Annotated in this window: 19 protein-coding genes, 2 tRNA genes and 1 pseudogene; 14 read left to right on the forward strand and 8 right to left on the reverse strand. The window is 73.1% G+C overall.

Annotated features, from left to right (window positions below; translation table 11 throughout):
• Window positions 1-13: 13 nt before the first annotated feature.
• The gene (locus CLT72_RS28650; RefSeq protein WP_101414403.1) at window positions 14-604 is read right to left on the reverse strand and encodes a sigma factor-like helix-turn-helix DNA-binding protein; all 591 of its coding nucleotides are present in this window, start codon (window positions 602-604) and stop codon (window positions 14-16) included.
• A 107-nt stretch (window positions 605-711) separates the two neighbouring features.
• Here CLT72_RS28650 and CLT72_RS28655 point away from each other — a divergent pair, with 107 nt between their 5' ends.
• The 4 genes from CLT72_RS28655 (at window position 712) to CLT72_RS28670 (ending at window position 5,266) form a co-directional block, all read left to right on the forward strand.
• The gene (locus tag CLT72_RS28655; protein ID WP_101414404.1) at window positions 712-1,356 is read left to right on the forward strand and encodes a zf-HC2 domain-containing protein; all 645 of its coding nucleotides are present in this window, start codon (window positions 712-714) and stop codon (window positions 1,354-1,356) included.
• Window positions 1,357-1,491: 135 nt separating this feature from the next.
• Window positions 1,492-3,156 (forward strand): copper resistance CopC/CopD family protein, encoded by a 1,665-nt coding sequence (locus tag CLT72_RS28660; protein WP_199184810.1) that lies wholly within the window; start codon window positions 1,492-1,494, stop codon window positions 3,154-3,156.
• Between the two features lie 16 nt (window positions 3,157-3,172).
• Complete coding sequence (locus tag CLT72_RS28665; RefSeq protein WP_101414406.1) at window positions 3,173-3,904, forward strand: YcnI family copper-binding membrane protein; 732 nt, start codon at window positions 3,173-3,175, stop codon at window positions 3,902-3,904.
• 141 nt (window positions 3,905-4,045) lie between these two features.
• Window positions 4,046-5,266, forward strand: a complete 1,221-nt coding sequence (locus tag CLT72_RS28670; RefSeq protein ID WP_486484344.1) for a hypothetical protein — start codon at window positions 4,046-4,048, stop codon at window positions 5,264-5,266.
• A gap of 190 nt (window positions 5,267-5,456) precedes the next feature.
• Here CLT72_RS28670 and CLT72_RS28675 read toward each other — a convergent pair whose 3' ends face one another.
• Entirely contained in the window at window positions 5,457-6,725 is a 1,269-nt protein-coding gene (locus tag CLT72_RS28675) for a glycosyltransferase 87 family protein (RefSeq protein ID WP_101414407.1), read from the reverse strand.
• Window positions 6,726-6,800: 75 nt separating this feature from the next.
• Here CLT72_RS28675 and orn point away from each other — a divergent pair, with 75 nt between their 5' ends.
• Window positions 6,801-7,391, forward strand: coding sequence for an oligoribonuclease (gene orn, locus CLT72_RS28680; protein ID WP_089001739.1), 591 nt, complete (start codon window positions 6,801-6,803; stop codon window positions 7,389-7,391).
• A 112-nt stretch (window positions 7,392-7,503) separates the two neighbouring features.
• Window positions 7,504-7,576, forward strand: a tRNA-His gene (locus tag CLT72_RS28685).
• A 51-nt stretch (window positions 7,577-7,627) separates the two neighbouring features.
• Here CLT72_RS28685 and CLT72_RS28690 read toward each other — a convergent pair.
• A complete protein-coding gene (locus CLT72_RS28690; RefSeq protein WP_101414408.1) occupies window positions 7,628-8,923 on the reverse strand; it encodes an Ig-like domain-containing protein in 1,296 nt (431 codons plus the stop codon).
• Window positions 8,924-9,199: 276 nt separating this feature from the next.
• Window positions 9,200-10,477, reverse strand: a complete 1,278-nt coding sequence (locus tag CLT72_RS28695) for an Ig-like domain-containing protein (RefSeq protein WP_101414409.1) — start codon at window positions 10,475-10,477, stop codon at window positions 9,200-9,202.
• Between the two features lie 187 nt (window positions 10,478-10,664).
• On the opposite strand from CLT72_RS28695, the gene CLT72_RS28700 reads away from it, so the two are divergent.
• The 7 genes and pseudogenes from CLT72_RS28700 to CLT72_RS28725 all read left to right on the forward strand — a co-directional run bounded on the left by CLT72_RS28700 (window position 10,665) and on the right by CLT72_RS28725 (window position 14,794).
• Window positions 10,665-10,740, forward strand: a tRNA-Lys gene (locus CLT72_RS28700).
• Between the two features lie 294 nt (window positions 10,741-11,034).
• Window positions 11,035-11,238 carry a hypothetical protein gene (locus CLT72_RS33120; RefSeq protein ID WP_486484345.1) on the forward strand — a complete coding sequence of 68 codons (204 nt, stop codon included), beginning with the start codon at window positions 11,035-11,037 and terminating at the stop codon, window positions 11,236-11,238.
• Entirely contained in the window at window positions 11,235-11,633 is a 399-nt protein-coding gene (locus tag CLT72_RS28705; RefSeq protein WP_486484346.1) for a hypothetical protein, read from the forward strand. The genes CLT72_RS33120 and CLT72_RS28705 overlap by 4 nt, the downstream gene beginning before the upstream one ends.
• A 263-nt stretch (window positions 11,634-11,896) precedes the next feature.
• Window positions 11,897-12,010: pseudogene (locus tag CLT72_RS33125) on the forward strand (MarR family transcriptional regulator); the annotation flags it as partial.
• A gap of 279 nt (window positions 12,011-12,289) precedes the next feature.
• Window positions 12,290-12,868: a pentapeptide repeat-containing protein gene (locus tag CLT72_RS32440; protein ID WP_101414410.1), complete on the forward strand. Its 579-nt coding sequence runs from the start codon at window positions 12,290-12,292 to the stop codon at window positions 12,866-12,868.
• Window positions 12,869-13,229: 361 nt separating this feature from the next.
• Window positions 13,230-13,784, forward strand: a complete 555-nt coding sequence (locus CLT72_RS28720; protein ID WP_199184662.1) for a sigma-70 family RNA polymerase sigma factor — start codon at window positions 13,230-13,232, stop codon at window positions 13,782-13,784.
• Window positions 13,784-14,794 (forward strand): CU044_5270 family protein, encoded by a 1,011-nt coding sequence (locus CLT72_RS28725; RefSeq protein ID WP_101414412.1) that lies wholly within the window; start codon window positions 13,784-13,786, stop codon window positions 14,792-14,794. The genes CLT72_RS28720 and CLT72_RS28725 overlap by 1 nt, the downstream gene beginning before the upstream one ends.
• 408 nt (window positions 14,795-15,202) lie before the next feature.
• On the opposite strand, the gene CLT72_RS28730 is transcribed toward CLT72_RS28725, so the two are convergent.
• The 3 genes from CLT72_RS28730 to CLT72_RS28740 all read right to left on the reverse strand — a co-directional run bounded on the left by CLT72_RS28730 (window position 15,203) and on the right by CLT72_RS28740 (window position 19,885).
• Complete coding sequence (locus tag CLT72_RS28730) at window positions 15,203-15,814, reverse strand: YdeI/OmpD-associated family protein (protein WP_101414413.1); 612 nt, start codon at window positions 15,812-15,814, stop codon at window positions 15,203-15,205.
• Window positions 15,815-15,912: 98 nt separating this feature from the next.
• Window positions 15,913-16,563 carry an NAD(P)H:quinone oxidoreductase gene (gene wrbA, locus CLT72_RS28735; protein ID WP_101414414.1) on the reverse strand — a complete coding sequence of 217 codons (651 nt, stop codon included), beginning with the start codon at window positions 16,561-16,563 and terminating at the stop codon, window positions 15,913-15,915.
• Between the two features lie 49 nt (window positions 16,564-16,612).
• A complete protein-coding gene (locus CLT72_RS28740; RefSeq protein WP_486484347.1) occupies window positions 16,613-19,885 on the reverse strand; it encodes an AfsR/SARP family transcriptional regulator in 3,273 nt (1,090 codons plus the stop codon).
• A gap of 227 nt (window positions 19,886-20,112) precedes the next feature.
• Here CLT72_RS28740 and CLT72_RS28745 point away from each other — a divergent pair, with 227 nt between their 5' ends.
• Window positions 20,113-21,276: an MFS transporter gene (locus CLT72_RS28745; protein WP_486484348.1), complete on the forward strand. Its 1,164-nt coding sequence runs from the start codon at window positions 20,113-20,115 to the stop codon at window positions 21,274-21,276.
• A 111-nt stretch (window positions 21,277-21,387) separates the two neighbouring features.
• Here CLT72_RS28745 and CLT72_RS28750 read toward each other — a convergent pair whose 3' ends face one another.
• A complete protein-coding gene (locus CLT72_RS28750) occupies window positions 21,388-22,779 on the reverse strand; it encodes an MFS transporter (protein ID WP_101414417.1) in 1,392 nt (463 codons plus the stop codon).
• Window positions 22,780-22,813 lie beyond the last annotated feature (34 nt).

A 22,813-nucleotide genomic window follows, 5' to 3' on the forward strand; every position in this document is an offset into this window, starting at 1 on the left:
TGGAAGTTCCCGGTCATCCGGCGAGGGCGTCGCCGACCGCCTCGACGAGGTCGTTGCGGGCCCGGGCCACCCGGGAGCGGATGGTGCCCACCGGCACCCCCTCCACGGCGGCGGCCTCGGCGTACGACAGGCCGAGCAGTTGGGTGAGCACGAACGCCGCGCGCCGTTCGGCGGGCAGCCGGCGCACCAGGTCGGCGGCGCCGAACTGGCCGGCGGGGTCCGGGTGCGGCCGGTCCGTCCACGCGTTGGCGGCGAGCCGCTCGCCGAGCCGGCGGCGACGGACGACCGTGCGCAGGTGGTCGGCGCAGGCCCGGCGGGCGATGCCCAGCAGCCAGGTGCGCGCGCTGGAGCGCCCCTCGAACGCCGGCAGCGCCCGGAACGCCCGAAGGTAGGTCTCCTGCGTCAGGTCGTCGGCGCTGTCCGGGTCGACCAGCGCGGCGGTGAAGCGCCACACCTCGGCCTGGGTCAGCCGGACGAACGCGGCCTGGGCGACGGGGTCCCCGTCGCGGGCGGCCAGGGCCCACTCGGTCGCCGACTCCCGCGCGGCGGCGCCCGCGTCACCGGTCGGACTGGCGGCGGGGGTCTCGCGCGGGGTGGGGATCACGACAATCCAGGTTACGCGGCGGTGCGGGGGCCGGGAGGGTCCTTCGGCCCTTCCATGGCCTGCGCCACCTCGGGAACTATTCCGCCGCGTCGTCCGACTACCACCACATGACATGCGACGACGTACGCGCGGCGCTGTCGGCGCGGCTGGACGGCGAGGACCCGCTGGCGGCGCCGGCGGTGCTGGACGCGCACGCGGAGAGCTGCCCCGGCTGCCGGGCCTGGCTGGCCCGGGCCGAGCAGGTGACCCGGCTGGTCCGGGTGCAGGCGGTGGCGGTGCCGGACCTCACCGCGTCGGTGCTGGCGGCCGTCGCCGCCGACCCGGTCGCGGCGGGACGCGCCCGGGTGGCGGCGACGGCGGCCCGCCGACAGGTGCTGCGGGTGGCGGTCGCGGTGGCCGCGGTCGCCCAGCTGTCGATCGCCCTGCCGGTGCTGCTCGCCGGGCTGGGCGTGAGCGTCGATCCGCACACCAGCCGCGAGATGGCCTCCTTCGACGTGGCACTGGCCGTCGGCTTCGCGCTCGCCGCGTGGCGGCCCGAGCGGGCCCGCGCGTTCGTGCCGGTGGCGCTGGTGCTGGCGGTCTGCCTGGCCGGCACCAGCGCGGTGGACATCGCGAACTCGACGACGGCCCTGGTGCACGAGGTCGGCCACCTGGCCGCCGTGGTGCAGGCGGGGCTGCTCTGGGCGCTGGGCCGGGTCAGCGACGAGCCGGACCGCCGGCCGTCGGCCGCCCTCCTGGCCCGCCATGGCTGACGCCGCGCCGACCGGGCCGGGCGCGAGTCCGCCGGACGTGGGCGCGGCCGGGCGGGTACCGGCATCGTCGGTCGCGGTCGCGCCGGCGGCGTCGGGCATGGTTGGAGTCGCGCCGGACCGGTCTGATTCGAGAGCATTGCCGGCATGAACGTCGCCAACCGCCGCCCGATCGCCCGGCTGCTCGCCATCGCCGGGCTGCTGGTCACCGTCGTCGCCCTGCTGATCGCACCCGCCGGCCCCGCCAGCGCCCACGCGGTGCTGGTGAGCAGCAGCCCGATCGCCTCGGCCGTGGTGTCGAACGCGCCGGCGGAGGTCGTGCTCACGTTCAGCGAGTCCGTCCGCAAGGTGCCCGGCAAGATCAGGGTGATCGCACCGGACGGGTCCCGCGCCGACCGCGGCGAACCGACCTTCGAGGGCACCGTGGTCACCGTGCCGGTCGACCCCGCCGGGGCGCGCGGCACCTACCTGGTCAGCTACCGGGTGATCTCCGCCGACAGCCATCCCGTCTCGGGCGCGTACACCTACTCCGTCGGCGCGCCCTCGACGCCCCCGGTCGACAGCGGGGACGACAGCCGGGCCGACCCGGTCGTCGGCAACGCGGTCAAGGTCGCCAAGTACGCCGGCTACGTCGGCCTGCTGCTGCTCGTCGGCTCGGCGCTGGTGCTCGCCGCGCTCTGGCCCCGGCGGCTGCCCCGGCAGGGCCCGGCCCGTCTGGCCTGGGCGGGGCTCGGCCTGCTGGCGGTCTCCACGGTGGCGAACCTCCTGCTCCAGGTGCCGTACACCGCCGGCGGCGGCGTGCTCGACGTCACCGGCCAGGGGCTGAGCGACGTGCTGGGCAGCGCCTTCGGCGCCGCGCACCTGGTCCGGCTGGGCCTGTTGGCGGCGGCGGCGTTCCTGCTCCGGCCCCTGATGGCGGGGCCGGTCGAACGCAGCGACCTGGTCATCCTGGGCGTACTCGGTGCGGCGGCGCTGGTGACCTGGCCGCTGGCCGGGCACCCGGCGGCCTCGCCCGCCCCGGCGGTCTCCGTGGTCGTCGACGCCGTCCACCTGGGCGGCATGGCGGTCTGGCTGGGCGGGCTCGTGCTGCTCGCGGTCTTCCTGCTGCCCCGGGCCGACGAGCGGGAGCTGGGCGCGATCCTGCCGATCTGGTCGCGCTGGGCGGCGCTGGCCGTCTCGGCGCTGCTGCTCGCCGGCACCGTACAGGCGCTGATCGAGGTGGCCACCCCCCGCGCGCTGGTCGACACCTTCTACGGGCGGCTGGTGCTGGGCAAGATCGCGCTCTTCGTGCTGGTGATCGCGGTGGCCGCGTACTCCCGGCAGTTGGTGCGCCGGCGCACCGCGGCCGGCCGGCCGACGTCGATGCGGCGGGCGGTCTGGGCGGAGCTGGCGATCACGGCGGTGGTCCTCGGCCTGTCCGCCGTCCTGGTGCAGACCACCCCCGCCCGCACCGCCGGCGCCGACGTGGCCGGCTCGACGCCCCGCTACTTCTCCACGACGTTGTCCAGCCCGAACTACTCGCTCCAGGTCGAGCTGGACCCGGCCGAGCGGGGCAACAACACCGTGCACTTCTACGCGTACACGAAGGACAACCGGCCCCAGCCGGTGGTGGAGTGGCGGGCCACGGCCGCCCTGCCGACGGCGGGGATCGAGCCCATCCAGGTCCCGCTGCTGCCACTGACCGACAACCACGCCACCGGCGAGATCAACTTCCCGGCGGCGGGGGAGTGGCAGCTGCGCATCACCGTCCGCACGTCGGACATCGACCAGGCCACGGTGACCGCCACCGTGCCGATCAGGTAACAGGAAGGCTCGCACCATGATCCGTCTCCGGCGTACCGCAAGCGCCGCCGCCGCCCTGGCGCTCGGCGCCGTCGCCACCGCCGTCCTCGGCTTCGCGGCGCCCGCCTCGGCCCACGTCACGGTCGACCCGCAGGAGGCCACGCAGGGCGGCTACGGCCGGTTCGCCTTCCGGGTGCCGAACGAGAGTGACACGGCCTCCACCACGAAGCTGGAGGTGGTGCTGCCGGAGAACGCGCCCGTGGGCTCCGTGTCGACCATGCCGGTGCCCGGCTGGACGGTGGCGGTCGAGAAGCGCAAGGTGGACCCGCCGGTCGAGGTGCACGGCAGCCAGCTCAGCGAGGTCGTCTCCAAGATCACCTGGACGGCGGCCGGGGCCGCGGGGGTCAAGCCCGGCCAGTTCCAGGAGTTCCCGGTCTCGATGGGGCCGCTGCCGCAGGCCGAGACGATGGTCTTCAAGACGTTGCAGACCTACTCCGACGGCAACGTGCAGCGGTGGATCGAGGAGCCGCTCCCCGGCGGTGAGGAGCCGGAGACCCCCGCCCCCGTGCTCACCCTGACGGCGGCCTCGCCGTCGGCCGCCCCCACCGGCGCCGCCGCGCCGCAGGCCGACGACGACGATGACGACGCCGGGAGCGACGGATTGGCCACCGGGCTCGCGGTCGCGGGCCTGGTCGCCGGCGTGGGCGGCCTGCTGCTCGGCGGGCTCGCCTTCTCGCGTACGCGGCGGGCGCCGACGTCGCGGGAGTGACCCACCCCGCACCGCTGCCCGGCCCGTCGGACCACCGGCGGGCCGGCTGCTTTCCGGGCCCGTGCCGTGGATATCCGCTGATCAGTCGCCCCTCGTCGGTAAGGTCGGCCGGGTATCCGGCTACGGAGGGGGACGAGGCGAATGCGGTTCGTGCGGGTGCTCGCCGCCATGCTGCTGCTGACGGTCGGGATCACGGGGCTGCTGACCGGCGGGGCGCTCGCGCTGCTCGCCCGGCAGACCGACCCCGGTGGTGCCTTCAGCGCCCGGTTCGAGACCGTGCAGACCCCGGGCCACGCGGTGGTCGTCCGGGACGTCGACGAGCTGTTGCGGGCCGAGGCGCCGTTCGCCCGCGCCGGGCAGGCCCGGCTCCGGCTGGACGCCCGGACGCCCGACGGCCCAGCCTTCGTCGGGTTGGCCCCCACCGACGAGGTGCGGCGCTGGCTCGACCCCGTCGCGCACGCCGAGGTGCGCCGGGTGGCGCTGGCCCGGGGGCCGCTGCCGGTGCGGCTGGAGCCCGCCGGTCCCGCGCCGTCGGCCGGTCCCGCGCCGTCGGCCGGTCCCGCGCCGTCGGCCGGTCCCGCGCCGTCGGCCGGTCCCGCGCCGTCGGCCGGTCCCGCGCCGATCGGGCAGCCCTTCTGGGTACGCGAGGGGATCGGCGGGCTGGAGTGGACCCCGGCGGAGCTGGCCGACCGGGGGTTGAGCCTGGTGGTGATGCGCCCCGACGGGCGCGCCGACCTGACCCTGGAACTGCGCGCGGGGCTGCGGGCCGGCTGGACCGCCCCGGTGACCGCCGGGCTGTTGGCCGGCGGGGTGCTGACCGTGGTGCTGGCCCTGCTCCTGCTGCGCCCGGTGCGCCCCCGCGAGGTGGTCTTCGTGGTCGAGCCCGACCAGGTGCCGGTGCTCGCCGGCCGCCTCGGAGTGACCTCGCTCAGCGGCCTCGGCGCGCAGCCGACCCGGGACAGCGACCGGTCCCGCCTCGCCGGGCGTCAGCTCGCCTCGGTCGGCGCCGCCGCGCCGGGGGCCCGACCGGCGATCGGGCCGGTGCCCGCCCGTCGGCCCGCGACGCTCGCGGACCTCGTCGGGGACGATCCGGCGCTCCGGCCGCCCGAGGTGAACCTCACGCTGGCCTGGCCACCCGTCGCCCCCGGGCAGGCGGCCGACCCCGTCGCCGCGGAGGCCCGCCTCCGCCCCGCTGTCCCCGACCCCCCTGCCGCTCCCGAGGCCTCCGCCGCCTCCGAGACTCCCGCCGCCTCCGCTGCCCCTGTGGCCTCCGCCCTCCCCGAGACCCCCGACGCGCCTGCCGCCTCCGGCATCACCGCCCCCCTTGACGCCGACCGGCAGCCGCCGGACGACGGGCGCTGAGCCAGACGACGAGACGGGCGCTGGGCCACGACGACGAGACGGGCGCTGGGCGACGACGGCGAGGCGGGCGCTGAGCCACGACGGCGAACGGCCCTCCGCGCTGCCGACGCGGAGGGCCGTCCTCACCGGGGGATCGGTGCTACCCGAGAGACGCCTGAGGTAGTTGCGACCAGATTAGCGAGGAAGGGTGCTACTTGGGAAGACTGTCCAAATGAGGTGACTTGCCGCACTCGCGTCGCACCGGTAGGGCCACCAGCAGCAGCAGGCTCAGCAGCACGTACGTGTTGCGCACCAGGAACTCGCCCGGCGAGTCAGTACGCACCGGGGCGACCCCCCAGTCGTGGAAGGTCACCACCCCGTACACGATGAGGGCGGAGGTGCCGACGGCGAGCGCGGCCATCCCACGCCGCCGGCGGGTGCCCTCGCCGGTCGCGGGGTCGGCGCTCAGCGCCGCGTCCACCAGCACCACGACGGCCGGGATGAACCAGTAGATGTGATGGGTCCAGGTGATGGGGCTGACCAGCGCGCCGACCAGCCCGGTGAGGGCGAGGCCGGTGAGCGCGTCCCCCGCGCGGGCGGCCCGCGCGGCGCGCCACAGCCCGTACGCGGCGACGACCGCGACCAGCAGCAGCCAGATCACCTGGTTGGGCTTCTCGGGCGCGGTGATGCGGCTGAGCAGGCCGAACAGCGACTGGTTGCCGGTGTAGTCCGTGCGGCCGACCCGGTCGGTCGCCCACAACTCGTGCGTCCAGAACCGCCACGAGTCGCGCGGCGCGACCGCCGCGGCGAGCAGGGTCGCCGCGGCGGCCGTCACGCTCGCCACCAGCGCCGCCCGCCACCGGCGGGTGACCAGCAGGTAGACGATGAAGATGCCCGGGAAGAGCTTGAGCGCCGTCGCGAGGCCGACGCCCACGCCGGCCCACCGGCTCGCCCGGGGTACGGCGAAGAGCAGGTCCGCCAGGATCAGCACGACCAGCAGCATGTTGATCTGACCGAAGGTGATCGTCTCGCGGGTGCTCTCCACGGCCAGCACGAGCAGGACCGCAACGGTGAGGCTGAACACACGGGGCAGGCCGTGCCGGGCGATCACCGGCGCGAGCAGCCACCGGGTGGTGACCACCACCGCCAGCCCGGTGAGGACCGTGAAGATCGCCACGGTGGCGCCCAGCGGCAGCAGCGCGAACGGGCGCAGCAGCAGCGCGCTGAACGGCGGATAGGTGAAGTAGAGCTCGCCCTGGACCCGGTCGGGCTGCGCGTAGTCGTAGAGCGGGTTCCCGGCCGACCACCAGTCCATCGCCCGCATGTAGATCTTCAGGTCGAAGAAGTCGTGCACCAGGCCGGGCAGGTAGAGCGCCGGCAGCACGGCGGCCAGCGCCAGGACGGCGACGAGCCGACGGACCGTACGGCCACCGGGATCGTCGTCGGTGACGGCGGGCGGTGCGGCGGGTTCGGCTGGCACGGGGAAACCCTAGCGGTCACCGCGCGACCTGGTGCGCGGGCGCGCGGCCGGGTGGGCTGCGCGTAGGCTGTCCCGGTGGCTGATCTTCTCGTCTGGATCGACTGTGAGATGACCGGGTTGGACCTCGGCAGGGACAAACTGATCGAGGTCGCCGCGCTCGTCACCGATCCCGACCTCAACGTGCTCGGGGACGGCGTCGACGTGGTGATCCACGCCGACGAGGCGGCGCTGGAGGCGATGCCGGAGATCGTGGCGACGATGCACGCCAAGTCGGGGCTGACCGAGGAGGTCCGGCGCTCGACGGTGAGCCTCGCCGAGGCCGAGGACATGGTCCTGGACTACGTCGCCAGCCATGTGAAGGACCCGCGCACCGCCCCGCTCTGCGGCAACTCGATCGCCACCGACCGGGGCTTCATCACCCGGGACATGCCGCGCCTCGACGCGCACCTGCACTACCGGATGATCGACGTCTCGTCGATCAAGGAGCTGTGCCGCCGCTGGTACCCCCGGGTGTACTTCGGCCAGCCGCAGAAGGGGCTCGCGCACCGGGCCCTGGCCGACATCCGGGAGAGCATCCGGGAGCTGGAGTACTACCGGCGGACCGTCTTCGTACCGCTGCCCGGGCCGGACGTGGAGACCGCCAAGGCAATAGCAGCCGGACTCTGAGCCGGCCCGGCGGAACCCGCTGGACGCGGCGGGCGGGGGTGGGGCTATTATTGGTCCGCACCCCGCCCGGGGCGATCGACCGGGCGCGGATCCATCGGGTGTGAACGGCATGGTGGCTGTAGCTCAGTTGGCAGAGCACCGGGTTGTGGTCCCGGTTGTCGTGGGTTCAATTCCCATCAGTCACCCGGTGACCGAAGGCCCCCTCCTCGCGGAGGGGGCCTTCGGCGTTTCCGGGCTCAGCTGGTCGGGGTGACCGTGGGCTCGCCGCTCGCCTCCGGGGCGGCGTCGCTCTGCGGCTCGTACGGCAGGGCACTGCCCTTGACGTACTGCTCCCAGCTCATGTTCCAGTCGGTCCAGCCGTTGCCGTTCTGGAGCCTGCGCTCGGTGCCCTTGACGGTGATGGGGTCGCCGACACGGGTGTTGGCGAACAGCCAGGCGCCGTTGGCCATCGAGACGTTGACGCAGCCGTGCGAGACGTTGACCCGGCCCTGCTGCCCCTCGGACCACGGCGCGGCGTGGATGAACTCGCCACCCCAGGTCAGTCGCTGGGCATAGTCGATCTTGGTGCGGTAGCCCTCCTCGGGACCCAGCTCCTCGAAGGTGTCGAAGACCGTCTTGCGCAGCTTCTCGATGACGACCATCGTGCCGCTGGAGGAGGGGGTGCTCTTCTTGCCGAGGCTGACCGGGATGGTCTTGATCACGGCGCCGTTCTTCGTGACCGTCATCCGCTTGGTCCTGTTGTCCACCGTCATGACCACCGCCGGGCCGATCTTGATGCCGACGCTGAGGTCCGCCCGGCCGTACCAGCCGTCGCCCAGCGGCAGGCCGCCGGCCTGGACCCGGTAGGTGACCTCGCTGTCGGCCCGCCAGAACTCCTTCGGGCGGTAGCGGATCTCGGTCGGGCTGACCCAGTGCCAGATGCCCTCCTGCGCCGGCGAGGAGGTGACCGTCATCCGGCTCTGCACGTCGTCGCGGTAGTCCTCCGCGATGGCCCGGCTGAACTTGACGATCAGCGGCATGCCGACGCCGACGACCTGGTCGTCGCCGAGGAAGCTGCTGATCCGCACCTGCTTGCCGGGCTTCGCCATGGTGGTGAAGGTGCTCGTCGCCGTGGCCGGCTTGCCGTCGTCGCCGGTCGCGGTCACCGTCGCGGTGTACGTCTCGCCGTACTTCAGGGCGGCGGTGGGCAGCCAGCTCTTCCCGTCGGCGGCCAGCTCGCCTTCGACGGCCGCGCCGGCGGAGTCCTTCAGCTCGACGCTGGTCTCCTCGGCCTCCGTGGCGGTGAAGGTGATGCCGGTCGACGCGGGCACGTCCTTCGCATCGGCCTTGGGCTCGACGATCGCGGCAGCCGCCTTCGGCGCGGCGGGCTGGTCGGCGCCGTTCTGCCAGCCCGCGGGCTTGCCCCCGCCACCGTCGGTGCAGCCCGAGGCCAGCGCGAGCGTCACGGCGAGCACCGCCGCCGCGAACCCGCGACGTCGGCCGTCCCGCCGGTCGTCGCCGCGCCGGATCAACTGGTTGTGGACAGCTCGCATGATTCCCTCACAGTTGTGGTCCCCGGTTGCCCATCGTCCCTCACTGACGCACGGGGACAGGTACCCGTTCCGCAAGGTGAACCGAAACACGCCGTACGAGATGTCCGGATGTTGATAAGATCCGGGGCTTTCCGAGGTGATCTCGCTTCCGGCGTACGCCCACTGCGGCCCGCCCGCGCGCGGCTCGCTCGGCGCCGCCGACCCGGAGCGGGCCCACGAAGACGGCGACCGGCCCGCTGGCGCGGGCCGGTCGCCGGATCGTCGGTGGGGCGTGCCTCAGAAGGGCGACCCCTCGCCGGCCTCGGGCACCGGCACGGCGCTGCCCTTGACGAACTCGGACCAGGTCAGGCTCCACGCCGTCCAGCCGTTGCCCGGCGCCAGCGTGCGCTCGGTGCCCTTGATGGTGATCGGATCGCCCACCTTCGTCTTGCCGAACAGCCAGCGGGCGTTCGCCATGGAGACGTTGACGCAGCCGTGCGAGACATTCTGCCGGCCCTGCACGTGCTCCGACCAGGGCGCGGCGTGGATGTACTCGCCGCCCCAGGTCAGTCGCTGGGCGAAGTCGATCTCGGTGACGTAGCGGTTCTCCGGGTCCGGATCGTCGCGGGTGTCGAAGACCGTGGACTCCTTCTTCTCCATCACGACCATCGTGCCGCTGGAGGAGGGAGTCTTCTTCTTGCCCAGGCTCACCGGCAGGGTGCGCACCACCTGGCCGTCCTCGTAGACGGTCATCTTCTTGGTGGCGTTGTCCACCTTCATCTCGAAGGCCTGGCCGATCTTGGCGGTCGCCGTACGGTCGACGTTGCCGTAGCGGCCGTTGCTGAGCGGGATGCCGGCCAGCGCGATCCGGACGGTGAGCGTCGTCCCGGGCTTCCAGTACTCCGGGGCGCGGTAGTAGGCCTGGGTGCCGTTCTCCACCCAGTGCCAGGCGCCCGGCTGCGGCGGGTCGGTCTGCACGAACATGCGCCTCTGCACCGCCGCCCGGTCCTTCTTGGGGATCCCCGGGTGGAACTCGGTGACCACCGGCATCGCCACGCCGTAGGTCTTGTCGTCGAAGAGGTAGAGGCCGGAGCTGATCACCGACCTGGGCTTCGCCATCGTCGTGAAGGTGCTCGTGCCCTGGCTGGTCACCCCGTCGGAGCCGGTCGCGGTGACCGTGGCCGTGTAACGGGTGCCGAACTTCAGCGGCTTCGACGGCACCCAGGAGGAGCCGTCGGCGCGCAGGCGCCCCTCGACCCGGCTGCCGTTGGCGGCGGTCAGCGTGACGCTGGACACCTTGCCGCCGCCGGGCACCTCGGCGCTGATCTCGGAACTGACCGGCCTGTTCTTCCCCCCGTCGGCCGGGCTCACCGTCAGCGGCGGCCCGCTCGGCGCGGCCGGGGTGCCGGGCTCCGCCGGCGTGCCCGACGCATCCGGCGCAGCGGACGTGGTCGGCGCGGTGCCGCCGACGAACTGCGCGTTCTTCTTCTGTTCCGTGCCGCAGCCCGTCAGAGCCAGCGACGCCACCAGGCCGAGGGCGCCCACCATCGCCCCGGCCCGCGCGAACATGCCCATCCCCACCTCTGTTCTCGCGTACCTGGCGCACATCGTGCCGCATGCTCGCCCCTTGTCCGCCCCCTGTCATCGTCCGGCGGGAGGTTTTGTCCGTGGATGCCCGTTAAGCTCGGCCGAAGGGGGGACCCGGGGATCGGATTGGAACCCCGCTCGGGAGGCGTGCTAATGTTCTCCCCGTTGCCAGCGAGCGCCGCTAGCTCAACTGGCAGAGCAGCGGACTCTTAATCCGCGGGTTCGGGGTTCGAGTCCCTGGCGGCGCACCAGCAATAAAGGCTCTGGCCTGGTGGTTTCCACCTGGCCGGAGCCTTTTTCGTGTACGTGACGATGGGCTGGGTGCTCGCCGGGTGCTCGGGAGCGGTTGGACGGTTCCGGTAAGCCATGGACACGGTGTCGTGATCGTGGACACAAGCTATTGAGTCGGCGGGGCGGTGCGCGCTGCCGGCAGCCGGGATGCCGGCCGAGACGTGGGCCGTCCGTGGGGTTTCCATGGCCGATAGCTGGCTCTGGCCGCTTCCGGGGGCGTGGCGTCCAATGGATCCTGCGGGAGGATCCACGCCGTGGATGTCCCCGAGCTTCTTCGTCGGGCTGCCCGTCACGTGCCCGCAGTCGCGACGGGTGCGGCCGGCACGACGGTGACCGATGCCAACGAGTACCTCGACCACGATGAGTGGGAGGTCGCGTTGGGCATTCTCGTGGAACTGGGCGACGCGTACCGCTGCGAGACCGCGTTCTGGGATCTGCTCGCGGAGGCGGCAGGATGATGTGGCTGTCCCGGACCGAGCGGTGGTGTCACTGGCGCCGCTTTGAGGTCGTTCACGGGGTGGTGCGCGCGGACCTTCAGCTCGTGGATCCGGACGTCGCTGGCGGCAGGCGGACTCCGATTCCTGGCGATGGGCGTCTCCGTCCGCTGTGGGACATCGGCGATGTGACGGCGGCGGGCGACCCGGACCTGTACGTCGCGCGGCTGTGGGTTGAGGAACAGCCGGATCTTCAGCCTGGCGGGAGAGCGGTGGTCCGCCTGGCTCCGCTGAGCCCACAACGGTGGCGGCGTCTGGCGGCCGGCGACGTGATCACAATGCACGAACAGGTGCCGGTGGTCGGGACCGCGACCATCGTCGAGTCGGTGCTCCCCGTTGGCGATTCTCGCAAGGCGTGACGGAGAGTGACGGCGGGCGGGTTCGGCATGTCTCGGTGTTGACCTGATGGCGGGCGGGTGGCGGCGCCCTTGCGGCTACCGGCTTCGACGTCGGCGTGGCGCTCGGCGGTGTCCGCCGGCGTTTCATCCGGCGGTCCAGACGGCATCCGAGGCCGGTGCAGATGATCCTGGTGGCCGTTCGCGGCGACGGACTGCCCGTCACGTTGTGTAATGAGCGATCGAAATGGCTATGAGTGGTTGATATTCGGCGGGATCATCAGGACATGGGTGACCGTGCGGCCGTACGGCGGTTGTCGCCGCGGCGGTGGCGGATCCTGTCGTTCCTGGCGCAGCACGGTGCGGCGTCGACACTGGATGTGGCGCTGGTCTGCGACGTGTCGCGGCTGACGGCCCACCGGGACCTGACCTGGCTGCACGGTTTGGGGTTGGTGCGTCGCGATTGCGCGGCGGAGGACCGCACCCACACCTGGTGGTACGAGGTCACGGCCGAGGGGGCCGAAGTGCTTCGTCGTGACCTGGCGGCCTCGGGGCGTCCGGTGCCCCTTCAGCTCGGTCGCCGGCCTCCGAGCGCGGCGGACACCTTGTTGTTCCTGCCACTGGTCGAGGTGTCGCGCCGCAACCCGGGGCGGTGCGAGCTGTTCCAGTGGCTGGCGACCATGGAGACCTCGGCATGGCTGCGCCAGCACGACTTGGCGCACCTGCGCGCCGACGGCTACGGCATCTGGCTGGAGGACGGGCGATGCCTGCGGTTCCTCGTACACGTCGACGGATGCGAGATCGTTCGGACGGACCTGTCTGGGGCGGCCCTCACCGGCGCCAGCATCGAGCGGTGCTCGGTGATCGGCTCCCGCTTCACCGGAACCCGGCTCGTCGACGTTCGCCTCAAGGACGTCCTGTTCGACAACTGCCGGTTCGACTATGCCACCCTGAACCGTGTCAGCGCCGCCGGTTCAGTGGCCTTCACCGACTGCACCTTCGTCCACGGCACCTGGTCATTCTGCCGGCTCTCCGGTGTCGCACTGCGGTCGTGCGACCTGAGCGATCTGGAACTGGACTCCTGCCGTCTCGACGGCGCCGACCTGCGGGGCAGTCGACTGCACGCCTTCGCGGCACCACTAAACAACGTGCAGGGCGTCGCCCTTAGCGAGGATCAGCTTCCCGAGCTGACCCGGATGGCCGTCGACGCCCTGAGCATCGACGTCCGCGCCGATACGGCACGCGGCCACCACCGCTGAAGCCGCTACCGGCTGCGCCCTGATTCGGACAGCAACCGAAGGCCAGATCGTCGCATTCACCCTTCACGGCCCGTCCGGCCGTCTACCGGATGGGGAGCGGCCGCGGCTTTGTCCTCGAGGTAGACGCTGCCGCGTCCGATCGCGGTCACCGCCGCGGTGACCAGCCGCGCCAACCGAGGAGGCAACACCTCGCGACCCGCGTCACGTCGGCGATGTAGGAGGTTCAGGCTCGGTCTGCGTCTCGGCTACGCGACCGACCTACGGGGATTCCTCAGTAACGGCTGGGAGAAGCTCGCCGGTAATCGTTGGGCCTGTCGTGACACAAGCCAGGGTGAGAGTCGCCGAGGCAGTGGGGGTTCGGGTGGGTCCACCGAAGAAGAGGGACGAGGGTTGGTTCACCGGCCTCTACGTCGCCGAGTACGCGAACGTGGTGAGGTACGGCCTGCGCCGACTCGCGGACTCCGACGCCTCGGCGGAGCTCGCCCAGGAGGTCTTCGTCGTCGCCTGGCGTCGTCGTAACGAGGTGCCGGACCGCAGCCTGCCCTGGCTGTACGGGGTGGCCCGGCGGCTGCTTGCGAACCACTGGCGGTCGCGGCGCGGCGCCCCCGATGTCCTGCCCATCGCTGGTGCCGACCTGGCACGGGTCGCCAGCTCGTCGGGTGCCGACACCACCGTCGGGGTCGCCGACGTCCGGGCCGCATTGGCCATCCTCAGCGAACTCGATCAGGAGATTCTCCGGCTGATCGGCTGGGAGGAGTTGACGGTGTCCGAGGCGGCCCAGGTTCTGGGCTGTACTCGGGCGACCGCGGCGGTGCGCCTGCATCGCGCCCGCCGCCGCCTCGCCGAAGCGATGTCGGACCGGCCCGCTCAGGCCCGGCGCCGCCCCGTGTTGGCGACCACGCGAGAGGAACTGTGATGTTCGGAGCAGAGCCCACCCGTACCCTCCTCGGCCCGGTCGACCCGGCCCGGACCGCCGTCGTCGCGCCGCCGCTGGTCTCGGCACACGAGCTGATCGACCGCGCCGGCACCACCGAGACGGTCGCCGGGCGTCGTCGCGTACGCCCGACCCGCCGGCTGGTTCTGACGGCGGGGACGCTGGTGGTCGCGGTCGGTGCCGTGGCCGTTCTCCAGCCGTTCGACAGGCCCTCACCGGACATTCCGGGCGGGCCCGGGAGCACAGCGGGGTCGGTGCTCGTGCCGGTCTCGTACCAGTTCGACACGGACCCGCCGGAGGCTGGCCCGCAGCTGCGCGCGCTGGCGGGCAAGATCAAGGACGCGGAGTACGACCACCTCGGCGGGCGCTACATGTACCACCACACGAAGGTGTGGGGCGATCCGGTGGTGACCTCCGCCGACGGCCGTCACCAGGTCGCCTTCGCCAGCGAGACCAAGGTCTGGCAGGCCGCCGACGGGACCGGCAGCCAGATCGACAGACAGTTGGAGCCGCAGTACCCCGACCAGGAGTCCCGCGACTACTGGCAACGCAACCTGGACTCGCGTCCCGCAGTTGGCGCCACGGCGGCTCCGGCCATGATCCCGCTGCCGCCCATGGAGCTCACGCCACCGTCGGCCGACCCGTCGCGGCTGCGCGAACTGCTCAAGGTCGAGTACGGGCCGGGCGCGGCGAGCAAGGAAGTCAGCACTCTCTATGCGCGGTTCGTCATACCACGTGCGGCCCGAGCGGAGATCCTGCGGGTCCTCGCCGACGTGCCCGGCTTCCGCTGGCGGGGGCAGGTGACGGATCGCGCCGGTCGGGACGGGGTCGCCGTCACCTTCGACGACCGCGAACACGACGCGCAGTCTCTCCTGATCTTCGACCCGAAGACGGGTGAGCTGCTCGCCCACGAGCGACTGACGCTGTCGCCCGTGCGGATCAGCGCGTACCAGGTGATCCTCGATGCCGCCTGGACTGATCGAACGGGTTGAACGCCGAACTCCGGGGCCGCTCCTTCCGGGAGCGGCCCCGCCGCAATCTCGGGTACCAGAGCTGTGGCCGGACAGGCCGCGGGCGTTGTTACTTCAAGTAACCATCGTGTCGGCACGACCGTAGAGATCAACTATTGGCGGTCTGATATGGCCGTATCCACGTTTCTGTCCGGCACCGAGCAGAGTAGGTCGACCAACTCGCCGATCCCTCCGGCGCGAGTACCGGCTCCGGGGCGCGGGTGGTGAAGTGCCGCTGCACGCGGTCTCGCAGCTGCGCAAGCCGTTGTTCTCTCAACGGTGAACCCCGTCCCAGTGCCCGCTCCACATCGACCGCGGCACCTTACCGTTGCCCTGGTGTCCACGCAGAGTGCCCTGCCCCTGCGCGAGGCCTCGAACGAGCGGGTCCGATCACGATGACGGTGAGCGCGGAGGCCTGGCCTTCTGCGGATAGATCGTCTCGTGGCGGGCGAGCATGGCGACGAACTCGACGATCTTCCGCTCGCGGGTCTCTGCGCGTTTGACGGCGTTGAGGCGGTGGATGAGAGCGAACCGGTTGGTCTTGGTGAGGACGTCGAACATGGCCTGGGCGGCGGGGTCGGCAGCGATGGCGGCGAGGAGGTCGGCCGGCACCTCGGCCTCCGACGGTGGGGCGTAGGCGGCTGCCCACCGTCCGTCCGCCTTCGCGGCCTCCACCGCGGCCCGGCCCGCTGGCAGCATCCGCCCCTGGGCTTCCAGCCGGGCCACGTGGGCGACGTTGCGTTGTGACCAGGAGCTGCGGGGCCGGCGAGGGGTGAACCGGATCCAGGAGGTCTCATCGTCCCGTTTGCGGGCCTGCCCGTCGATCCAGCCGAAGCACAGGGCCTCGTCGACCGCCTGCTGCCACGTCAGGCTCGTGACGGTGCCGCCCTTCCTGGTCAGGGCGAGCCAGACGCCGGGCGACGTGGCGTGGTTGGCCGACAACCACGTACGCAGCGCCTCGGCGTCCGCGACGATCAACTCATCCAGTTCCCCGCTCGGCATGACGGCAGACTAACCGTCGTGCCGGAGCGGCGGCCCTGCCGTCGGCCCGTTCGACTCACCGGGGTCCACCCGACCCATCCCAGCGGTCCGACGGTCCATCAGGTAGCAGCGGGCTGGCCGTCCGCTCGTGCGGCGGCGGCGACGGCGGCTGCCAGGCGGGTGAGGCGTGCGCCCTGGAAGCGTGCCGTCTCCAGGACGGCCTTGGCGTACTCGGGATCCCGGCCGGCGCGGCTCTCCACGAGGCTGACGCCGTACGGGTTTCCGCCGGCGGCGTGCGCCGTGTCGTAGTTCAGGTAGCCCGTGGGTAGCACGAACGCTCCCCAGTGGTGGAAGGTCTGGTAGAGGCTGAGCAGGGTCGCCTCCTGGCCGCCGTGTTCCTCGTAGGTGGCGGTGAAGCCGGTCGCCGGCTTGTCGGCCAACTCCTCCGCCTGCCACGGGGCGGTCGTGGTGTCGAGGAACTGGCGCAGCTGGGAGCAGACGTTGCCGAAACGGGTCGGCGTGCCGAAGGCGTACCCGTCGGCCCACCGCAGGTCGTCCAGGGTGGCGAGCGGGATGTCGGCGGTGGCGTCGAGGTGGGCCCGCCACTGCGGCTTGGCTTCGACGACGTGCTCCGGTGCCAGCTCCGCCACCCGGCGCAGGCGGACCTCCGCGCCGGCGTCGGCGGCTCCGTCGACGAACGCCTGTGCGAGGCGGTGCACGGTGCCGGTGGCGGAGTAGTAGATGACGGCGATCCTGGCGCGGGTCTGCATGGTTTCCTCCGGGGTCGGCTCGCTTCCCGGTCAACCGTGCCGAGCAGGCTTACCGTCCGCTGACCGTCTCCTCACCGCCGTCGCCGAGGGCCTGATCGTCGAGGTCGAGCTGTGCGCCGCGGCTCGTCTCGGCGGCGAGGTCCTCGCCGCCGAGCGCCTCCCGGAGGCGGCGGGTGATGCGCTGGACGTCATGCTGCTCGCCGGAGGGCAGCGGCGCTCCGACGGCCTCGCGCAGCGCCCGGGCCGCGCCGAGCAGCCGCGCGGCGGCACGATGGTCGCCGCCGAGGCTGGTGGCCCCGGCCAGGCCTTCGAAGGCCAGGGCGACCGCCCGGTGGTCTCCGGTGGCGCGCGCCGCGTCGAGCGACTCCCGGTGGCGGCGCTCGGCGAGGACGGCGTCACCGCGCTGCTCCGCGATGAACCCCAACTCGGCCAGCGCGAGCGCGCAGCCCGGCAGGTAGCCGGCGCGGCGGTTCCAGTCGAGCAGGTCCCGCTGCCGGGTCTCGGCGGCGTCGAGGTCTCCCCGCCGTCGCTCGATCATCGCCAGGCCCGTGCCGGCGAAGGCGGCGGCGGAGCGGCTCGACTGTTCCCGCGCGACCTGTAGCGCGCGGTCGTGGCTGGCGGCGGCCTCGTCGAGGTCGCCGCGCAACAGGGCGAGCCGGCCGATGCACGCAAGCTGCCGGGACACCGACGTCCACAGCCGCAGGTGCTCGGCGATGCGCAGCGCCTCGCGGTAGTGCGCGGCGGCGCCGTCGTAGTCACCGTGGATCTCGGCCAGGGTGCCCAACAGGCTCGTCGGATGCACCTGGCCCCACCGGTCGCCCAGCTGCCCGAACAGCGACCGGCTGGTCTCGCAGTCGCGCTGCGCGGCGGTCAGGTCGCTGCGGAGTACGAGCGCGAGGTCCGCCCGGGTGGCGCAGGCGGCTGCGATGCCCCACCGGTCCCCGTCGGCGCGGAACGCGGCCAGCGCCGCGTCGGCCAGGACGCCGGCCTCGTCCGGATCTCCGGAACCGAGCATCATGGACGCGAACAACCACTGCGCGAACGCCTTCTCCGGTCCGTCGGCGTCCTGGTAGGACTCCAGGATCCGCTGCCGGGGAGCGGTCGGGTCCCCGTCGCGGGTGGCGAGAGCGGCGAGCCACATCTCGGCACGCCGGCGCAGGGCGTCCGGTGCGACGTCGTCCCCGCTCCCGGCGACGATGCCCAATGCCGTACGCAGCGACCTGCTCAGCTCCCCGAACCGGCCCCGCAGCAGCCGGTACCAGGCCAACGAGGTGGCGAGCGTCAGGCCCACGCCGGCCTGGCCCTCGGTGGCGGCGACGTCGAGCGCCGCCCGCAGGTTCGCGTTCTCGGCGTCGAGTTCGCGCAGCGCGAGACTCTGATCGTGACCACGTAGCCGCCCGGCGGCCTGCTCGGCGAGGCGCGCGAAACACCTGGCGTGCCGGCGACGGGTCGCGGGCAGTTCGCCGGCGCTGTCGAGCTGTTCGAGGCCGTAGGCGGTCACCGTCTCCGCCAGCCGGTAGCGTCGCGGACTCTCGCCGTGGCGCACCATGACCAGCGACCGGTCGATCAGCCGTGCCAGCACGTCGAGGACCTCGTCCGGGGCCACCTGCCCGCCCGCGCACACCTGCTCGGCGGCTGCCAGCGTGGCGCCGTCGGCGAAGACCGCCAGTCGGCGCAGCACCGCGCGTTCGGGGGGCGACAGCAGCTCCCAGCTCCAGTCGAGCACGGCGCGGAGGCCCTGCTGGCGGGCGGGCGCGGTGCGCCGGCCGGAGGACAGCAGCCGGAAACGGTCGTCGAGCCGCGCCGCCAGCTCGCCCGGGTCGAGCACGGGCAGCCGGGACGCGGCCAGTTCCAACGCCAGCGGTACGCCGTCGAGACGCCGGCAGATGGTGGCGATCGTGTCGGTGTTCCGCTGGTCGATGGTGAACCCGGGCTCGGTGGCGCGGGCGCGGGCCACGAAGAGCCGGACCGCCGGGGCCACCGCGATCTGTTCCGCGTCAGCTCCGGGCTCCGGCAGGGCCAGCGGCGGCACCGGTAGGACGACCTCGCCGGGGATCCCGAGCGGTTCGCGACTCGTCGCCAGGACGCGCAGGTCGGCCGCGGCGCCGAGAAGTCTCTCGGCCAGCCGGGCGACCGGCGTCACCACGTGTTCGCAGTTGTCGAGCAGCAACAGCATCCGCCGGTCCCGCAGCGCGGCGAGAAGGCGGTCCATCGGCTCACGCGGTCGGTCACCGGGCAGGCCGGGCGGGCCGTCGTCGCGGATCTCAAGGGTCGCCGCCACCGTGTCGACGATGTCGGTGCAGGTCGCCTGATCGCCGCAGCGCGGCTGGCCGGCCAGCTCGACGAGCCAGACTCCGGCGGGGAAGGTGCCGGCGAGCACGCGGGCGACCTCGAGCGCCAGCCTGCTCTTGCCCACCCCGCCCATGCCGGTCAGCGTCACCAGCCGCCCGCTCGTCAGCCGCTCCCGTACCGCCTCGACGGCCGTCTCGCGCCCGATCAGTCCGCCGTACGGGCCAGGGGACAGGGGGGCCGGCAGGTTGGTCCGGGTCGGAGCCTTCGGCGACGCCGAGGGGTGCAGGGCGGGGTCCTGGCGCAGGATCGCCCGATGCAGCTCGGCCAGTTCCTGCCCGGGATCGATGCCGAGTTCGTCGCGCAGCTGCCGACGGAACCGCTCGTAGGCGGACAGGGCTTCCCGCTGACGTCCCGAGCCGTACAGGGCGCGCAGGTGGGCGGCCCGTAGCCGCTCCCGCCAGGGGTGGCGCTCGACCAGGTCGGCCAGCTCCCCGGCGAGCAGGTGGTGCTCACCGAGATCGAGCCGGGCCTCGGCCAGCTCCTCCAGCGCGGCCAGGCGCTGGTCTTCGAGCCGCTCGGCCGCCTGGCGCACGAACCGCTCGTCACGGAAGTCGGCGTACGGGGAACCGCGCCACAGCGACAGGGCCTCCGTCAGCGCCGCCGCGCGTTCGACCGGTACCCGCTGCGCGCCCGAACGCGTCAACAGAGCGGCGAAGCGGCCGGCGTCGACCGATTCCGACGACGTCCGCAGCCGGTAGCCGGCGTCGCCGGACTCGACCAGCGCCCGGCCACCCGCCTCACCCGCCTCCAGCGCCCGGCGCAACTGCGACACCTTGGTCTGGAGCGCCCCGAGCGCGTTGCCCGGTGCCGCGTCACCCCAGAGGTCCTCGATCAGCCGGTCGGCGCTCACCGGCCGTCCCTCGTGGACCAGCAGGTCGGCCAGGAGGGCACGGACCTTCAGGCCGGGCACGGGGACGGGTGTGCCGTCCGACGTCCACACCGCGATCTCGCCCAGCACTCCGAACCTCACGGCCTCACACTAGCCAGCCAGCTCTCCCGGCTCCGCGAACGTCCGTCGGCCGCCGGGCCGCCCACCGGGGCTCGGTGCCGGCGTCACCGAAGCCTCCGTCAGCCGACGATCAGCCGGCGGTAAGGAGCCCCGGACAGGCTCGACCGAGCCGACACCGGAGGAATGACATGCATCGTCTACAACGGCGCGCAACCGCTCACGGCCACGGGCAGCCCGCACCGGGGCGGGTGGCCACACCCTGGCTCGCCCTGCTGGCCGGTCCGCTGTCGTACGGGATCGCCGCACCGGCCCTGCTCCTCGACGACCTGGCGCGCGCGACCGGGACCGGGGAACAGGCCGCGGCGGCCGGCGTGACGGCCTTCGGTTGGGGGATCGCGTTGGGTACGCCGCTGCTGGCGGCGCTGCTGGCCCGTCGCGGCGTACGGGCGGCCCTGACCGCCGCGGCCGCGCTGGCGGCTGCGGGGACGCTCGTCCTCGTGCTGGTGCCGACCGTGCCCGCGCTGGTCGTCGGCGCGGCGGTGCAGGCACTGGGCTCCGCCGGCCTCACCGTGACCGCGATGAAGCTGGCCGACTCGGCCCGGCAGATGGGGGTCGTCGCCGCGTCGCTGGCGGTCGTGGGGGCCACCGGTCCGCTGACCGGCGCGTTGGTTGCCGACATCTCCTCGTGGCAGGCGGCGCTGGCGCTGCCGCTGCTGGCGGTGCTCGCCGTGCCTGCGGCCCGCCGCGGCACCGCCCCGCCGGACGCGGCGCCGACGTCGTTCGATCCCCTCTGCATGGCGCTGCTGGCGCTGCTGGTCACCGCAGCCGTGCTCGTCCCGCACCGGCCGCTGGTGACCGGCCCGGCCACCGTCGCGTTGCTGCTCCTGCTGGTGGCCTGGACCAGGATCCGTCCGGACGGTTTCCTGCCTGCCGCGGTGGCGCGCAACGGCCGGTTCCTCGCGGCGTGCGCGCTGGCCTTCGCGCTAGGAGTGGTGAACTTCGCCCTGCTCTACGCCGCGCCGGACCTGCTGCGAGAGCACGCGGGCTGGGCAGGCGCCCGGAGCGGGGTGGTGCTGCTGGCGCCGTACCTGATCGGCGGCTTCTGCTCCGGGTTCCTGGTCGCGGCGTCCGCGCGGGTGCCACGCCGCGTCGCGGCCGCTGCACTGCTCGCCACCGGCGCCGCCGCGCCGCTGCTGGCGGCGGTGACCACCGCCGTACCGCTGCTGCTGGTGGCGATGACGCTCGCCTCCCTGGCCGCCGCGACCGGCCAGGGCGCACTCGCCCTGCACGCGACCGGCGTCGTGCCTGCCGCCCGGCGGGCCGAAGCCCTGGGTCTGTTCAACCTCGCCTACCTGCTCAGCGTCGCGTTCGGACCGGCGATCGCCGTGGCGCTGTCGCAACCGACCGCCTGAGCATCCCCCCGGCGCGGCAGGCAACCTCGACCAGTGCCACGGCGACAGCGCGGCGCGGGGTGTCCGGACCGGTGGTCGGCGGGCGGGCCCCCGCCGACCACCGGTCCGGGGTCAGCGGGCCGGTCGCGGGGTGAGGACGAAGGTCAGGACCGCGGCGACGACGGCGATGACGGCTCCGGTGGTGAAGCCCCGGGAGAAGCCGGCGGTGCTGGTGCCGGCGATGCTGGCCGCGGCCATGCTCGACACCACGGCGGCACCCAGCGAGGCGCCGAACTCGTGGAAGGTGCTGACGATGCCGGATGCGAGACCGGCCTCGTGCGGCGCGACCTGCCCGAGCGCGACGGCGGAGGCCACGACGAAGAGGACGCCCGTGCCGGCGGCGGCGACGGCCACCCCGACGACGAGGGCCAGGGTCCCGTCGACGAAGGCGGGAACCGCCATGCCGGCCGCCGCGACGAGCAGCCCCAGGACGCCGAGGGTGCGCGCCCCGGTCCGGCCGATGGCGCGGCCGGCGGCGTTCGCGCCGAGCATGGTCGTGATCGCCACGGGCAGGAAGAGCAGCCCGGTGCGCAGGGCGCCGTAGCCCTGGTAGTTCTGCAGGTAGAACGTGCCCAGGAAGAAGACCGTGATCATCAATGCGGTCGCGACGAGGATCAGCAGCGCTCCGACCGCCACCGGCCGGCGGAGCAGGAGGCGTACGTCCATCAGCGGGCTCGCGGCCATGCGCTGGCGGACGAAGAACCCGGCGTAGAGGACCACGGCGGCGACCAGCAGCAGCAGGATCGTCGGGCTGCCCCAGCCCACGTCGCCGGCCCGGATCAGCGCGTAGATCAGCGCTCCGGTGGCCGCCGTCACCAGCAGGGCGCCGGGCACGTCGAGCCGGGCCGCTGCGCCGGTGGGCGCCTGGGGCGGAAGCTGCATCCGTAGGGCCAGCAGCAGGATGATGCCGACGGGCACGTTGATGAAGAACACCCAGGGCCAGCCCGGCCCGGCGGTGAGCAGGCCGCCGAGGAGGACGCCGAGGGCGGCGCCGCCGCCGCCGAGTGCCGACCAGATGCCCAGCGCCTTGTTGCGCTCGTCGCCGTCGAAGATCGTGACGACCAGGGACAGGGCGGCGGGGGAGAGGATCGCCGCCGCGAGGCCCTGGCCGATGCGACCGCCCAGCAGCATGGGGCCGCTGGTGGCCAGCCCGGCCGTCAGGGACGCGGCGCTGAACAGCAGGAGCCCTGCGAGGACGAGGCGCCGGGCGCCGAACAGATCGGCGGCGCGGCCACCGAGCAGCAGCAGGCCGCCGAAGGTCAGGGTGTAGCCACTCACCACCCAGGTGAGGGCTTCCCGCCCCATGCCCAGGTCCGACCCCATGTGCGGCAGGGCGATCGCGACGACGGTGACGTCCAGGATCAGCATCAGCTGGGCGATGCCGACGAGACCCAGGATCCGCCAGCGCTGCGGGTGTGGGTTCGCGGGCGCGGTTGTTTCGGTTGCGGTCACAGGTTCCGCCATGGCTGCCAGGCTCCTCCGCCAAATTGAACGGTAG

This window comes from Micromonospora sp. CNZ309, from assembly GCF_002846525.1.